Here is a 14,581-nt window from a genome sequence, read left to right as displayed (position 1 = left end):
ATATGTGTTACGGGCACCGGACACGGCCACCCGACGACCGGTCACTCCTCCTCGCGTAACTCCAGGTCCGCGACGATTCGCGCCGGGTCTTTCCCCTTTCTGATCCCGTCGAGCATCAGGAACGCCTGATCGGGCGCGAGGAAGTGCCGTGTCACCGCCCGCCCCAGCGGCGTCGGCGAGAGCCCGTCGATGAACTCGTACTCCAGCAGTTTCCCCAGCGCGTGTTTCGTCGGCACCTCCCCGACCATCCGGTCGTTGAGCCGCTTGGCTCCCTTTCCGGCGACCGTGACGTTGGCCAGCGTCTCCTCGACGGCGGCGCTCTCGTCGTAGCGGGTGATCACCGGCTCCATCTCCCCCTTGAGGAGTTTGAACGCCACCTCGTCCTCGGTCATCTCCATGCTGTTGTGGTAGACGCCGTCGGGCTCGACCAGCATGTACACCGTCCCCTGATCGTGGTAGTCCGGCCGCCCCGCCCGGCCGAGCATCTGCTCGAACTCCTGGACGGTGAGCCACTCGATCCCCATCGCCAGCGAGTCGAAGATGACCTGCGAGGCCGGGAAGTCCACGCCCGCCGCCAGCGCCGCCGTCGTCACGACCGCCGCCAGGTCCTGGTCGGCGAACTGTGACTCGACTTCTTTGCGGCGCTTGTAGTCCAGCCCCGCGTGATACGGCGCGGAATCGTACTGCAACTTCCGGGAGATCTCGTGACACCGCCGCCGGGAGTTGGTGAAGACGATCGTCTGCCCGCGGTAGCCCTTCGAGGACTCCTGGTCGAAGGCTCGCTTGACCAGTTTGTCCTCCACCTCGATCTTCTCCAGCCCGTCCGCGAAGGTGAGGTGGCGCTCGATGGGCACCGGCCGCTCCTCGAACTCGATCAACTGCGCGCGCAGTTTCTCGGCCAGCTGGCCGGGGTTGCCGACCGTCGCCGAGAGGTAGATGTACTGGGTGTCGGCGCTGGACTGGTCGCGCTCACGGGCGTCGCCCGTTCGCGTGTTCCGGGTCGACTGTGTCGACCCGCCCGTCTCCGTGTAGTGTTTCAGCCGCGAGATCAGCCCGTCCAGCCGGTGACCCCGTTCTTCCTCGCCCAGCGTGTGGACCTCGTCGATGACGACGGTGCCGATGTCCCCGAGATCCTTCCCAGTCCGCAGTGCGTGGTCGATGCCTTCGTAGGTACCGACGATGATGTCGGCCTCGGGGGAGAAGCGGTTGCCGTCGTCGTTGATGCGGCTGGCCCCGACACGGATCGTCACGTCCGCGATGTCGCCGTAGCGCTCCTCGAATGACTCGTGTTTCTGGTTGGCCAGCGCGACGAGGGGGACGAGAAACAGCATCTTCCCCTCGCCGTTGAGGACGCGGTCCAGCCCGGCCATCTCGCCGATCAGCGTTTTGCCCGTGGCCGTGGCGCTGACCACGAGTTGATCGCGCCCGTTCAACACGTCGTTCTCGACGGCCAGACTCTGGACGGGGAGCAGATCGTCGAACCGCCCTTCGAGTTTCGACTGGATGCCCGGATGGAGGTCCAGCGAGTCGACGGGCACTGGCTCTACGTCGTCCAGCGTCGCGCTGATCTCGTCGAACTTGGTGAGGTCGGGGTCGAGCCGCCCCTCCAGCAGGTTGGTGATCCGGTCCAGATCCTGCACCTCCAGCAGGAGTTCTTCGAGGCGCTCGCGGGCGCTGGCGCTCATCGACCCCTGCATCGTCACCTGCCGGTCGAGTTCCTCCTTCGCGCAGTCGGGACAGATCGACTCGTCGTCGGCCTCGATGGCCGTCTCGCTCGTGATCGGCGAGTAGCGGCCGTCGCGGGCGCAGAACCGACAGGTCCGGACGACCTTCGCGTCAAGTTGATAGCCGTCGAGCATCGCCAGCAACCGCTGGCGGCCCGACTGGGAGGTCTGCTGTGAGATACGGATGCGCGAGGCCCGCCGCGCGATGTCGACGAACTCGTCGGGACTGCGCGGTTCCTCGCTGGTCCCCTCCTTGATCCGGAACCGGCCCGGGCGGGGACCGGCGTCGGTCTCCTTGAGTTCGAGGACGGCCTGGAACAGTCGCTTGCCGTCCCGCTCGACGACCACCCGGTAGTCGTCGCCGGACTCGTGGAGGAACAGGGTATCGACCTGCGCGACCTGCCGTGACACGTCACCGAATAGACGATCAGGGTATTTGAGTCCAACCGTTCGGGGGCGAAACCTCGATATGGGTCGACACACCAACGTCGGCCGTGCCATCGCGACGGGCGATCGACGCGGCGAAAGCGGGGCCGACGATAGCCGCCCTCCTCGTCGTCACGCTCGTGGTGCTGTGGGTCGGCCTCAGCCTCGCCGCCGGCCCGTTTCTCACCCGCGATCAGCGGGCCGCGTTCGGTGGGGTGATCGTCGGGCTGTTCTCGCTGTCGGTACTCTACCAGGCGGTGTTCATGCTGCGATATCCGGACACGGCCGTCGAGGAGGAGATCACCCCGCCGACGACGCCGATACAGCGGAGGCTAGGGATGCGGGATCTCCTGACGCCGTCCTCACGGCTCGGGGCACGCGTGATCGGGCTGTTCGGCCTGCTCGGGGCGGCCTTCGGCTTCGCGTGGGCCGCGCTGTTTCTCGGGGCCGGCCTGGGTCTGCTCGGCTGATCAGTCCACGAGCTCGATCTCGTCGTCGCCGTTGGGCACCGCACAGACGAACGCGCCCGCCTCGTCGCCGTCGTTGCGGTACCAGTGGACGACGCCGGCGGGGATGAACAGCGAGTCACCCGCGGCGACCTCGTACTCCTCGCCGTCGATGCCCACGGTGTACTCCCCCTGCAGGACGTACTGTTCGTGCTCTACGTCGTTCGTGTGTTCGGGGATCTCGCCGCCCGGTGCGATGGTGAAGCGCCGGATCGCGAAGTTCGGTGCGCCGTGGCCCTCGTTCAGCAGGACGCCTTTTTCGACACCTTCGGCGGCGTCGACGGTCTCGTAGTCGATGTCCTCGGCCCGTCGGATCAGGGGATCGGGGTCGCCGTCGCTCATAGTATTCGGTACGGCCGGCAGTCCCAAATCGCCACTGGTGGCGTCCTCACTCCACGATGGGTTCGAAGTACTTCGGGAGCCGCTTGCGCAGGGCGGTGTAGACGCCAGCGCCGGCGACGAGCGCCAGGGTCAGCCAGCGGATCGGCCCGGCGAAGACGAGGACGACCGGCACCGCGAACGCGGCCGTGACGAGGAAGTCACGCGGCGCGCCGTCGTAGGGGACGACGTACCGGGCGCGGAGCCACCGCCCGGCGGCGTGGCAGTAGACGGCGTCGGGGTTGGTCCGCTCCCAGGGGCGCAGTTCCTCGCCGGCCCCCAGGGCGTCGCTGGCGGAGTGGACGGCCGCCGCGAGAAGGCCCACCGCGACCGCGACCGAGAGCGGCGTCGGTGCGACGAGCGCGAACCCGGCGGCCAGCGCCGCGGGGACGAACAGCAGTGCGGGCGCGTGCAGCGTCCGACGGTGCTGGCCGACGAACAGGTCCACGTCGGGCGCGGCGCCGCCGACTGCACCCCCGACCGCGGCGGCGGTCCCCAGCGTCGGCTCGACGGTCGCGACGGCGGCCCCGAGCGCGAGTCCGACCACGACGTGTGTCGGTGCCATCATGGCTGTCCGGTCCGGCCCGGCAGTTGGCACGGCGCGGTCATGATTGTTCCGCCGCTCGCGGCAGGTAGCCGGCCACGAGCAGGTAATCGCGGGCGAACAGCGCCAGCGACGGCGTCAGCACCGCGGCGGCGAGGACCGCGAGCGGGCCCACCGGGACGAGCGGGACCAGCGCGACGGTGACGAACACCATCTGCAGGCCCGACAGTTGCCGGCGGCGCTCGCTCGGGGGTAACTCGTGGACCGGCTGGCCGCGAACGCGCCGGAGCCCCCGCCCGGCCTTGAACAGGTACCGGGCCGCCGACAGTGACAGGTACCAGACCGGGAGCCGCCCCCAGACGACGGCGACGACCGGCGCGACGAGAAAGCCCAGCGTGTCGAACGCCATGTCGAGGCGTTCGCCGAGCCGCGTTCCCCCGCCCGTCCGGCGGGCGATCCGCCCGTCGAGCCAGTCGAGAGCGACGCCGGTGCCGTAACAGAGGGCCGGGAGCCACGCCACCACCGCCGTCGGCGACAGGACGGCGAACCCGGCGACGGCGGCGTAGAGCCACCCCCGAATCAGCGTGACGGCGTCGGCGACCCGCAGGGCCGGCCCCGCGGTCGGCACCCGGTCGCGCCGGGAGTGATAGAACCAGGCCTCGAAGCCGACGATGGGGGCCACGACGAGCGCCCACGCGGCCGCCCCAGCGGGATCGACCAGCCGTGCCAGCGCGGCCGCGCCGACCGTCGGCACCAGCACGGTCCCACAGCCGAGGAACAGCCACCGCCGGCGTCGCCGGGTCAGACGCGCGCGTTCGGTCCCGCTCATCGTGAGAACTCCGGGTCTTCGAGCGTCGCGATGCGCTCGCGTGCCTCGGCGTCCAGCCGCTCGCCGGCCGCCGCGAGGTTGGCGACGACGTGGGCCGCGTCGTTGCTCGACGGGATCGGCACGACTCCCTCGGTCACGTTCCAGGCGAGGACGACCGCGGCCGGCGACAACCCGCGTTCGGCGGCGATCTCGTCGAGGACCGGCTCGTCGAGGAGCCCCGGGGCCGACAGCGGCGAGTGGGCGATCACGCGGATACCGCGCTCGTGGCAGAACTCGACGAGGTCCGTCCGGGGCTGGTAGGGATGGCGCTCCACCTGCACGACCGCGGGTTTCACCGAGCCCGTCTCCAGGACGGTCTCGACCTGCTCGCTGGTGACGTTACAGAGCCCGAGCGTCCGCGCCCAGCCCCGGTCGTGGACCGCCTCCAGGTTGGCCCACGAGTCGGCGAGCGAGCGGTCGGTCGTCCGAATCTCGCCGCCCTCGTCCTCGGGGAAGGCGAGCGCCTCCTGCTCGGGGACGGGTTTCTCGGCGAGCCGTTCGAGCGGCCCCTGATACGCCCACGAGTCGGGCCAGTGCAGGGCGTAACAGTCGAACGTCTCGATCCCGAGTTCGGCGCGGCTCCCGGCACACGCCTCGACGACGTGGCCGTGGTTGGTGTTCCAGACCTTCCCGAACAGGAACAGGGACTCCCGATCCGGCGTCCCGGGGGCGGCCAGCAGGTCGCCGATCCGGTGTTCGTTACCGTACAGTTCCGCGGTGTCCAGCAGGCGGTACCCGGCGTCCAGCGCCGTCGCGATGGACTCCGCCCGGTCGACGTACTCGTCACCGCGGTAGCGCGAACAGCCGAAGCCGACGGGCGGGAGTCTGAGGGACCGGGTAGTCGGGTCGGCAGTTCCGCCACTCGCCGCTCCCGGCGGCCGAGCGGTCGGCCGCGAGGGGCGGGTCGGTGCCACGCCGAAATCCGGGACCGGACGGGAGCCGTCGGTGGTTCCCGCCGCGACGCGTTCGACGGCCGCACACACCGCGACGACGTGTGCGCCGCGGCGGGCGGTGTCCCGAGGCCGTCGCCCGTCGGCAACGGCGGCCGCGAGCCGTTCGACGCCGTCGAGGTAGGTCCCGGGGTGGGTCGGTCGCTGTGGGGCCATCGGGGTGTACTCGCGGCCCTGGCGGCCGAAGGTGACGGCACCGGGCTCGGCGTCGAGCGCGCCGGCGTCCCGGAGCCGCAACGAGCCGTCGTCGCCGTGGAGTTCGACGCCGTAGAACTCCCGGCTCCGGTGGGGCGCGTAGAAACTCGCGGTCAGGCGGACGACCGGCCCGGCGGCGAATTCGAGCGTCGTCTCGACGTGAGTGGGGGCATCGGGCGTCGCGGCCTCGCGGGCCGGCCACACGTCCAGCGCGTCGGCGGTGCGGACCCGCTCGACGGGGCCAAAGAGCGCCACGAGGACGGTGAGCGGGTAGACCGCGCCGTCGTACAGCGGCCCGACCGACAGGAAGCCGTCCGGACTCCGGTGCCACTCGGTGACCCGGCCGACGTGGGCGTAGGCGTAGCCCAGCCCGACTCGGCCGAGTCGCCCGTCGGCGACGGCGCGGCCCGCGAGTCGCTGTGCCGGACATCGCGGTGCGACCGGCGCACAGCCGAGCGCGCGGTCGCGGTCGGCGGCCAGCGCGAGCAGCTCGCGGGCGGTCTCGGCGTCGAGCGCGAGGGGTTTCTCGCTGTAGACGTGGCGGTCGGCGGCCAGCGCGCGCCGCGTCACGGTCGCGTGTGCGCCGTGACTCGTGAGGTTCACGACCACCGGGGCCCCGCAGGCGGCGAGTGCGTCGTCGAGGGCCGCGAACGCGGCGGCGTCGTGGCGGGCGGCCAACCGCTCGGCGCGGTCGGCGTCGGTGTCACAGACGCCCGCCAGGGTGAGCGGGCCGTCCGCGAGCCCGGCCGCGTACTGGTCGGCGACGGCCCCCGCACCCACGAACAGGCAGTTCACAGACCTAGACAGGGATTGAGAACAATAAATTCGTCCCCGGACGCGGCCAAACTTGAAGCCACTCGCGCCCGCACTACGACTATGGCAGAGACAGCCACGGGCGGACTCGCGGTCGACACGGCATCGCTGTCGCCGTTGCACTGGGCGGCGTTCGGTCTCGCGGCGATCACGGGCGTCCTCCACCTCTGGCTCGGGGTGCAGTTTCTCACGTCGCCGATGGGGATCAGCTTCCTGCTGGCCGGCATCGGATTCTTCGCGGGTGCGGCGCTCGTCGCGGTGGACTACCGCCGTCGGCTGATCTACGCCATCGGCGTCCCCTTTACCGCCATCCAGATCGTCGCCTGGTACCTGGTGAACGCGCCCGACTTCTCGCCGCTGGGCTATCTCGACAAGGCCGTTCAGATCGCGTTCGTCGTCGTGCTGGTGGTGCTGTACCGACGGGAGGGGTAGCCGGGCGATGCTCGCCGACGACGCGGGCCGCGGCCCGCTCCGGCGGTCGGTCCTCCGGGCGATCCAGGTCGTCGGCCGCCGGCTGGACTACGGTACCCCCGTCTACGACCACGAGTGGGACCTGTTGATCGTCCTCGATGGCTGTCGACCCGACGCGCTGGCGACCGTCGGCGCGCCGTTCCCGTTCGTGGACGGGATCGACCGGCTCCGGTCGGTCGGTAGCTGTTCCTCGGAGTGGCTGACCCGGACGTTCGGCGCGGACCGGGCCGACGCCGTCGCCGGGACGGCCATGGTGACGGGCAACACGTGGACCGACCGGTACCTCGACGCCGACGCCTTCGCCGCCCTCGACGAGGTGTGGAAGTACGCCTGGGACGACGACCTCGGAACGGTCCGAGCCGGCGCCGTCACCGACCGGGCCGTCGCCCTGGCCCGGAACCGGGACCCCGAGCGACTGGTCGTCCACTACATGCAACCCCACCATCCGTTCGTCCCGGACCCGGTCGCGGGCGACGCGGGCATGGCCCGGACCGGGAACCGGAGTAGCGACGCGAACCCGTGGGTCGCGCTCCGGCGCGGCGAGGTGTCCGTCGAGCGGGTGTGGCGGGCCTACGAGGCCAACCTCCGATACGTCCTCGAGTCGGTCGGCGTCCTCCTCGACAACGTCACGGCCGACCGTGCGGTACTCACCGCCGATCACGCCAACCTCCTCGGGGAGTGGGGGCTGTACGGCCACCCGATGCACGCGCCGGTGTCGGCGCTGGTGACCGTCCCGTGGGTCGAGACCGACGGGCGGGATCGGAGAACGTTCGACCCGATGCTGTCCCCACCGGAGCCGTTGCCGGTGGAGCGGGTCTACGGAACCGGCGACGCGACCGACCGGCTGGCGGCGCTGGGCTACCACTAGGCATTTATACGCACGACGAGGCGTCTGTCCTGGATTTCCGCCACACACAGCTTTTATCAGCTACAGCCCTTGGCAATGCCATGGCGATTCAGCCCCCGTCGACGTTCCGGACCGAGTTCGCGAATGGGATCGACGACCGTCGCTGCCCAGTCCGGGCGTGATCGACCGTGGCTGCACGCTCGCTGTACTTCACCGGACCGCGTGAGGTCACAGTTCGCGAACGGCCGGTCCCGGACCCCGACCCCGATCAGGTCCGCGTCCGGACCGAGCGCTCGGCCATCAGCCCCGGCACGGAGCTGTTGCTCTACCGGGACGAAGCACCGGCCGACATCGAGATCGACGAGACCATCGACGTGCTCGACGGAACCCTCTCGTACCCGCTCCAGTACGGCTACGCGGCCGTCGGACGCGTCACCGCGACCGGCGCGAACGTCGACGGTGACTGGGAGGGTCGCCGCGTGTTCGCGTTCCACCCACACGAGAGCCACTTCCTCGCGACCCCGTCGGAACTGATCCCGGTCGACCAGCCCGCCGAGCGAGCGACGCTGTTGGCCAACGCCGAGGCCGCCGTCAACTTCGTGATGGACGGCCGGCCACGCGTCGGGGATCGAGTCGTCGTCTTCGGCCAGGGCGTCGTCGGCCTGCTGACGACAGCCGTCCTGTCGGAGTTCCCGCTGGGCGAACTGGTGACCGTCGACCCCTACGAGCGACGGCGAGACCTCTCGGAGCGACTCGGCGCGGACACGACCGTAGCCGACGCCGCGGCGCTGGACGAGCGTATCGCGACCGACCACGTCGACGGCGCGGACCTGACTTTCGAGCTCTCGGGCAACCCGGACGCGCTCGACGACGCCATCGACGCGACGGGCTACGCCGGACAGGTGATCGTCGGGTCGTGGTACGGGAACAAGCCCGCGACCCTGCACCTCGGCGGTGAGTTCCACCGCAGTCACGTCCGGGTCCGGAGCAGTCAGGTCAGCCGCATCGACCCGGACCACGCCGGCCGCTGGGACAAGGATCGACGGCTCTCGCTGGTCCGTGACCTCCTGGCCGAGGTCGACGTGTCGGCGCTGTTCAGCCACGAGTTCCCCGTCGAGCGGGCCGACGACGCCTACGAACTGCTCGACGGCTCCCCCGAGCGCGCGCTGGGCGTTTTGTTGACATATCAGTGACGGCCGGCTCGACCAGCGGGAGAGCCGGCAGACGAGCGAGCGGGGAGTGCGCGTCTCCGACCGCGACTCGAACGGGCAACGCCCGTGAGCGGAACGATCCGCGAGCTTCGGGAGATGCGAGTGGCACGAGCATCTCCGGACGAGCGGCCCGAAGCGCCGCGAGACCCCACAGCAGCGGCGGGAGACTTAGGTGGCGACGGACCGTGGAACGTGTATGTACACAGTCACGGTGCTGGAGTCGTTCGTCGCACAGCACTTTCTCACTGTACCGGACGCGGGGCCGGAGGGGGAGCCACACTCCCACCGTTACGAGGTCGAACTCACCTTCAGGGGACCGGAACTGAACGAGTTCGACTACCTCGTCGACATCGACGACGTGGAGGCGGCGCTGGACGGACTCCGGAGTCGGTACGCCGACACGATGCTCAACGACTTACCGGAGTTCGAGGGCTACAATCCGAGCGTCGAGCGGTTCGCCCGGGTGGTCTGGGAACGGGTGACCGACGAGGTGACCGACGACACCGTGACGGAGCTGGCGGTGACCATCTGGGAAGACGATCAGGCGCACGCGGCCTACGAGGCGTCCGTTCCATGCGCGTCGGCCTGACGCTGTACGGGAGTCTCGACGACCAGTCGGGCGGGTTCCGGTACGACCGCCGACTCGTCGAGGGACTCCGCGACGCCGGCGACACCGTGGAGGTGATCGAACTCCCGCGCCGGCAGTACGCTCGCGGCCTGCTCGACAACCTCTCGTCGTCATTGCGCGACCGACTCGCCGTCGACGTGGACGTGATGCTCCAGGACGAACTCGCCCACCCGTCCCTGGTCCGGGCGAACCGCGACCTGCCGTATCCGGTCGTCAGCGTCGTCCACCACCTGCGGGCCAGCGAGGGCCGCCATCTCACCGGCCTCTACCGGGCCGTCGAACGCCGCTACCTCGGGAGCGTCGACGCCGCCGTCTGCAACAGCACCGCGACCCGGACCGCAGTGACCGAAACCGGCGGGCCTCCGGACGGTCGGACGGTCGTCGCACCGCCCGCCGGCGACCGCTTCGATCCCGACATCGACGCCGCGACCATCGAATCGCGAGCCCACGAGGGGCCGCTGAGAGTTGCCTTCGTCGGCAATATCGAACCACGGAAGGGGCTGGACACGCTCGTCGACGGGTTGGCCGAGGTCGACGAGCCCTGGGAGTTGACGGTGGTCGGGCGGGCGGAGAACCCGACGTACGTCCAGACGGTCGAGAACGGGATCGCCCGGAGCGGTGCGGGCGACCGCATCGACCTGCGCGGGCGGCTCGCCGACGACGAACTCGCGGCCGTCCTCCGGCGGAGCCACGTCCTGGCGATCCCCGCGCGCCACGAGGGGTTCGGCATCGCCTATCTGGAGGGGATGAGCTTCGGCCTGCCGGCGGTGGCATCGGCGGCCGGCGGGGCGAGGGACTTCGTGACGCCCGGCGAGACCGGGGCGCTGGTCGAGCCCGATAGTCCCGAGAGCGTGCGGCGAGTGCTGGGCGCACTCGCCCGTGATCGCGACCGCCTCGCCCAGATGGGGCAGGCGGCGCGGGAGCGATACGAGGCCCACCCCGACTGGTCCGAGACGACCGCGCGAGTCCAGGCGTTCCTCCAGACGGTCGCCGACGACAGGAGGGCCGCCGGATGACGGCCGACGACTTCCAGCGGTACCTCGACGCCAAGCGCCCCGTCGACGACCGGAGCCTGGACCGGCGGCTCTGGCGACAGCTCCGGATGAACCTCGCGACGGCGGCCGACGACGAGGGCCCGTTCCGCGTGCTGGAGGTCGGGGCCGGGGTCGGGACGATGATCGAACGCGCCGTCGAGTGGGACCTGTTTCCGGGGGATCGGGACGTGGTCTACACGGCCGTCGACCGGGACGAAGCGGTCGTCGAGACGATCCCGGACCGGCTCGCCGACTGGGCCGCCGACCGCCCCGTCGAGGTCGGCGAACGCGACGACGGGCTCGACCTCGTCTGGCCGGAGCGCACCGTCGCCGTGCGGCCCGTCACCGCCGAGGCAGAGGCCTTCGTCGCCGACGCCGACCGGTCCTGGGACCTGCTGGTCGGCCTGGCCGTCCTCGACGTGATCGGCCTCGACGCACTGCCGACGCTCCTGTCGGGGCTCGCGTCCGGCGGCTACTGGTACTTCCCGATCACGTTCGACGGCGGGACGCGGTTCACGCCCGACCACCCGGCCGACGAGGCCGTCGAGCGCGCCTACCACGACCACATGGACGCGAAACCGGGGGGAGACAGCCGCGCGGGCCACCACGCGCTGGCGCGACTCCGGGACCTGGGCGGGGCGAGCGTCTCGGGCGTCGCGGGGTCGGACTGGGTCGTCTACCCCGACGAGAACGGCTATCCGGACGACGAGGCGTACTTCCTGCGGTACGTGCTAGGCACCATCGAGGGCGCGCTCGGCGAGGTCGACACCGGCGAGGCCCTCGACGACGACAGCCTCGACGACTGGCTCCGGACGCGCCGCGAGCAGGTCGCCGACGGGACCCTCGTCTACGTGACCCACCAGCTGGACCTGCTCGGCGAGTGGACGGGCGGCGGGTGATCGGTCGGGCGGCCGACCGCTCGGCCGAACTGACCGGCTCGCGGTTCCACCGTCACCGCTCGCTCGTTCGTCGCCTCTCCCGCCGGTCGAGCCGACCGGCTCGCGGTTCCACCGTCACCGCTCGCTCGTTCGTCGCCTCTCCCGCCGGTCGAGCCGACCGGCTCGCGGTTCCACCGTCACCGCTCGCTCGTTCGTCGCCTCTCCCGCTGGTCGAGCCGACCGGCTTCCAAAGAACAATACTACTCTACCCCGTACACCGGGTGTCGTGACAAACACGCAGGTTACGCTGATCCAGATCGACAACTACGGGCCCTGGACAGTCACGCCGACGCCGCGCCGGGAGGTCGACCTCCAGACGATGCAGTCGCGGCTGTACGCCGACGTGTCACAGCTGGTCGGCAACCGCCAGGGGTACGCCTTCTTCGGCCGGTTCGACAACATGGTCGCCGTGACCAACGGACTCGACGTCGAGGACCTCGCGCTGGTGCAGGAGTCAATCGGCAACCGCTACCCGGTCACCGCGAGCGTGAGCGTCGCGGTCGATTCTTCACCGGTCGCCGCGCTGGGCCGCGCCTCGGACCGCCTCCAGGACGCCGGGAGCGCCCAGGACGAGAGTCGCCGCGAGATCCTTCGGGGAGAGACGCTGGCCGAAGACGAGCGCACGGACGACGACGTGCAGATCGCGCACTTCGACGTGAACGACGCGACGGGCAAGTACACGGACGAACTCAACGAGTTCGACACGTTCATTCGGATCGAACAGGGCTACGCCGAGTTGATGCGGTACATGCGGCAGGCCCACGAGTCGCTGTCCTTCTTCGTCGGTGGCGACAACGTCATCGCGGTCTGTGCCGACCTCGACGCGGCCGACTACCGCGACGCCATCGACCACGTCAACGACGCCGTCGACGTAGACCTCAAAGTCGGCGTCGGACAGTCGGGCGTCGCCCAGGCCGCCGGGATGGGCGCGAAACACGCACTGGAGGCGTGTCGCGAAGACGGGACGGCAGTCGAGTTCGCCGACCGGCCGGCGGTCGCCGCCGACGACGATTAGTCGTCCCCGTCGCGGGGCTCCTCGTCCGCGTCCACTTCCTCGGCCAGCCACGCAGTCGCGGCGTCGACCTGTTCGGGGTCGTCACCGGTTACCTTCAGGCGGTTGTGTCCCGCGTCCCGATCCGGGTAACAGCCGACTGTCACGTCGAACTGCGCGCCCGCGTCGGTCAGCGCGTCGACGAGGTTGGCCTCCGGTTTCTCCGTGTAGAGGAACTCCGAGACCGAATCACCCTCGAACTCGTCCTCGATGTCCTCGAACATCGTCTTCATCTCGTCGGGGATGCCCGGGAGGACGTAGACGTTCTCGATCACACACCCGGGCGCGAGTCCGCCGCGGTTGATGAGGGGACGGCTCCCCGCCGGAATCGTCGCCTCGGCTCTCGCGTCGACTTCGAGGTCGGGATAGTCACCGGCGATGGCTTCGAGCGTCTCCTCCACGTCGGCCAGCGCGAGGTCGTCCACCGCGAGGTCCCGGTCGAACGCGTCGGCGACGGCCGCCATCGTCACGTCGTCGGGCGTCCCCCCGAGCCCCCCGGTGACGAGGACGGCGTCGTAGGCCTCGCTGTAGGCCCGCACGCGCTCGGCGATCTCGGCGCGTTCGTCGGGCACGACGAGGACGCGCCGGACCGACACGCCCCGCTCGGCGAGCCTGGCGGCCAGCCACGAGGCGTTCGTGTTCACCGTGTCCCCCGCGAGCAACTCGTCCCCGACCGTGACCAGTGCGACCTGCATTCACTGAAGCGTCGGACCGGTCCCCATTAGAGGTACCGGGGCTTGACAGTCCGCGTCACCAGCAGGACTAACGCGCCCTTACCGGAGCCCGAACCGGGTCGGCGTGCCGGCTCGCAGTGCGGCGAGTGACCCGGCCCTGACACGACGGGACCGACCTTACTCCGCCGGCGACGACGGTGGCCGGTTCATAACTACGGAAGTCGGGGCCGTCCGTTCCACCATGGCATCCGAACCAGAGACACAGCACCGCATGGGCGTCGACCTCGACACCTATCACGAGTTCGTCGCGTGGGTCGCCGACGAACCCGACGAAGCGAAGATGGCGTTCTCGGCCCGCGGCGAGAGCGAGGACACCGCGGCCCGGACGACCGCGAGCGTCGGCGAGTGGACGCTGGGCGGTGACCAGATGGGCGAGGAGCGCCACCACGAACTGCACTACGGCGTTCCCCCCGAGATCGAGACCGAGATGGGCTTTGCCGACCCCGCCGACCGCATCGAGGCCGTGGAGACGGCGCTCTCGGCGCTGACCGCCTGCATCAACGCGACGGTCACCTACAACGCGCTCGAAGCGGGGATCGACATGGACGACGTGACCACCAGCGCCAGCCTCTCGGTCGACCCACGATACCTGCTGGGCCAGACCGACGAGGCCGAGGGGATGCTCGGCGACCCCGAGATCGAGGTCGACATCGAGAGCGACGGCCTCGACGACGCCGACCGCGAGAGACTGGCGTCGTTCTACGAGCGGTCGCCGGTGTACCGCATGCTGACCGACTCACACCCGAACGAGCCGTCGGTGACCGTCCACGAGGACTGATCGGCTAGATCAGAATCTTCCCGACCAGCGGGACGAGCCCGTCGTTCACCAGCGACCCCTGTTTCTCGATGGCCGCCGCCGAGAGCCCGCCGGCCAGCCGGACCGACTGCGTGGCCGCGAACAGCGGGAGCGAGACCAGCGACGCCGCGGGCACGTCGTTGCGAGCGTGGCCGAACGGCTGGTAGTGTGGATTGACGCGGTCGAGCGACACGACCCACCGATCCCGGTACTCCTTGAGCTGGAGGTGTTCCCCCGGACTGTCCTCCCGATAGACCCGGAGCGCACCGCTGTGAATCGACCACGGGAAGTTGGACGGCCGGAGGTCGACCGTCTCGGGCAAACTCGGCTCGGCCGCCTTGGACACGACGACACGGTTCCCGTGCCCCACCTGTCGCGCGCGAGCCAGCGCCTCGTCCCACCCCGCCGCCTCGTAGGTCTCCACCATGTGAGAGGGTTGTCACGAGGGCAGATAAAATGCTCCGTCT

16 protein-coding genes are annotated in these 14,581 nt (G+C 70.2%); 9 read left to right on the top strand and 7 right to left on the bottom strand.

Going from position 1 to position 14,581, the window contains the following annotated elements; translation table 11 throughout:
- Positions 1-41 precede the first annotated feature (41 nt).
- On the bottom strand, positions 42-2,135 hold the full coding sequence (locus tag ACOZ4N_RS15485) for a DEAD/DEAH box helicase (protein ID WP_424017269.1): 2,094 nt from the start codon (positions 2,133-2,135) through the stop codon (positions 42-44).
- 83 nt (positions 2,136-2,218) lie between these two features.
- On the opposite strand from ACOZ4N_RS15485, the gene ACOZ4N_RS15480 reads away from it, so the two are divergent.
- Positions 2,219-2,620, top strand: a complete 402-nt coding sequence (locus tag ACOZ4N_RS15480; protein ID WP_424017268.1) for a hypothetical protein — start codon at positions 2,219-2,221, stop codon at positions 2,618-2,620.
- On the opposite strand, the gene ACOZ4N_RS15475 is transcribed toward ACOZ4N_RS15480, so the two are convergent.
- Genes ACOZ4N_RS15475 through ACOZ4N_RS15460 form a run of 4 tightly spaced genes read right to left on the bottom strand, consistent with a single transcriptional unit; the run spans position 2,621 to position 6,386 of the window.
- Positions 2,621-2,998 carry a cupin domain-containing protein gene (locus ACOZ4N_RS15475; RefSeq protein ID WP_424017267.1) on the bottom strand — a complete coding sequence of 126 codons (378 nt, stop codon included), beginning with the start codon at positions 2,996-2,998 and terminating at the stop codon, positions 2,621-2,623.
- A 46-nt stretch (positions 2,999-3,044) separates the two neighbouring features.
- The gene (locus tag ACOZ4N_RS15470) at positions 3,045-3,602 is read right to left on the bottom strand and encodes a metal-dependent hydrolase (RefSeq protein ID WP_424017266.1); all 558 of its coding nucleotides are present in this window, start codon (positions 3,600-3,602) and stop codon (positions 3,045-3,047) included.
- Between the two features lie 37 nt (positions 3,603-3,639).
- On the bottom strand, positions 3,640-4,407 hold the full coding sequence (locus ACOZ4N_RS15465; protein WP_424017265.1) for a CDP-alcohol phosphatidyltransferase family protein: 768 nt from the start codon (positions 4,405-4,407) through the stop codon (positions 3,640-3,642).
- Positions 4,404-6,386 (bottom strand): aldo/keto reductase, encoded by a 1,983-nt coding sequence (locus ACOZ4N_RS15460; RefSeq protein ID WP_424017264.1) that lies wholly within the window; start codon positions 6,384-6,386, stop codon positions 4,404-4,406. Before ACOZ4N_RS15460 ends, ACOZ4N_RS15465 begins: the two co-directional genes overlap by 4 nt.
- An 81-nt stretch (positions 6,387-6,467) precedes the next feature.
- Here ACOZ4N_RS15460 and ACOZ4N_RS15455 point away from each other — a divergent pair, with 81 nt between their 5' ends.
- From ACOZ4N_RS15455 to ACOZ4N_RS15425, 7 genes are all read left to right on the top strand, one after another.
- Complete coding sequence (locus ACOZ4N_RS15455) at positions 6,468-6,836, top strand: DUF7475 family protein (protein ID WP_424017263.1); 369 nt, start codon at positions 6,468-6,470, stop codon at positions 6,834-6,836.
- 7 nt (positions 6,837-6,843) lie between these two features.
- Complete coding sequence (locus tag ACOZ4N_RS15450) at positions 6,844-7,743, top strand: hypothetical protein (RefSeq protein ID WP_424017262.1); 900 nt, start codon at positions 6,844-6,846, stop codon at positions 7,741-7,743.
- A 167-nt stretch (positions 7,744-7,910) separates the two neighbouring features.
- Complete coding sequence (locus tag ACOZ4N_RS15445) at positions 7,911-8,915, top strand: zinc-binding dehydrogenase (protein WP_424017261.1); 1,005 nt, start codon at positions 7,911-7,913, stop codon at positions 8,913-8,915.
- A gap of 214 nt (positions 8,916-9,129) precedes the next feature.
- Positions 9,130-9,522 carry a 6-pyruvoyl trahydropterin synthase family protein gene (locus tag ACOZ4N_RS15440; RefSeq protein ID WP_424017260.1) on the top strand — a complete coding sequence of 131 codons (393 nt, stop codon included), beginning with the start codon at positions 9,130-9,132 and terminating at the stop codon, positions 9,520-9,522.
- A complete protein-coding gene (locus ACOZ4N_RS15435; protein WP_424017259.1) occupies positions 9,507-10,577 on the top strand; it encodes a glycosyltransferase family 4 protein in 1,071 nt (356 codons plus the stop codon). Before ACOZ4N_RS15440 ends, ACOZ4N_RS15435 begins: the two co-directional genes overlap by 16 nt.
- A complete protein-coding gene (locus ACOZ4N_RS15430) occupies positions 10,574-11,494 on the top strand; it encodes a hypothetical protein (RefSeq protein ID WP_424017258.1) in 921 nt (306 codons plus the stop codon). Before ACOZ4N_RS15435 ends, ACOZ4N_RS15430 begins: the two co-directional genes overlap by 4 nt.
- A gap of 265 nt (positions 11,495-11,759) precedes the next feature.
- The gene (locus ACOZ4N_RS15425) at positions 11,760-12,548 is read left to right on the top strand and encodes a GTP cyclohydrolase III (RefSeq protein WP_424017257.1); all 789 of its coding nucleotides are present in this window, start codon (positions 11,760-11,762) and stop codon (positions 12,546-12,548) included.
- On the opposite strand, the gene ACOZ4N_RS15420 is transcribed toward ACOZ4N_RS15425, so the two are convergent.
- Positions 12,545-13,279, bottom strand: a complete 735-nt coding sequence (locus ACOZ4N_RS15420) for a competence/damage-inducible protein A (protein WP_424017256.1) — start codon at positions 13,277-13,279, stop codon at positions 12,545-12,547. The genes ACOZ4N_RS15425 and ACOZ4N_RS15420 overlap by 4 nt on opposite strands.
- Before the next feature lie 220 nt (positions 13,280-13,499).
- Here ACOZ4N_RS15420 and ACOZ4N_RS15415 point away from each other — a divergent pair, with 220 nt between their 5' ends.
- Positions 13,500-14,096: an OsmC family protein gene (locus ACOZ4N_RS15415; RefSeq protein WP_424017255.1), complete on the top strand. Its 597-nt coding sequence runs from the start codon at positions 13,500-13,502 to the stop codon at positions 14,094-14,096.
- Between the two features lie 4 nt (positions 14,097-14,100).
- Here the strand turns inward: ACOZ4N_RS15415 and ACOZ4N_RS15410 are convergent, their stop codons facing one another.
- Complete coding sequence (locus ACOZ4N_RS15410) at positions 14,101-14,541, bottom strand: hypothetical protein (RefSeq protein ID WP_424017254.1); 441 nt, start codon at positions 14,539-14,541, stop codon at positions 14,101-14,103.
- Between the last annotated feature and the right edge of the window lie 40 nt (positions 14,542-14,581).

Origin of the sequence: Halorientalis pallida, from assembly GCF_049605515.1 — an archaeon.
Taxonomy (GTDB): domain Archaea; phylum Halobacteriota; class Halobacteria; order Halobacteriales; family Haloarculaceae; genus Halorientalis; species Halorientalis pallida_A.
This window is presented reverse-complemented; position numbering and strand designations above follow the sequence as displayed.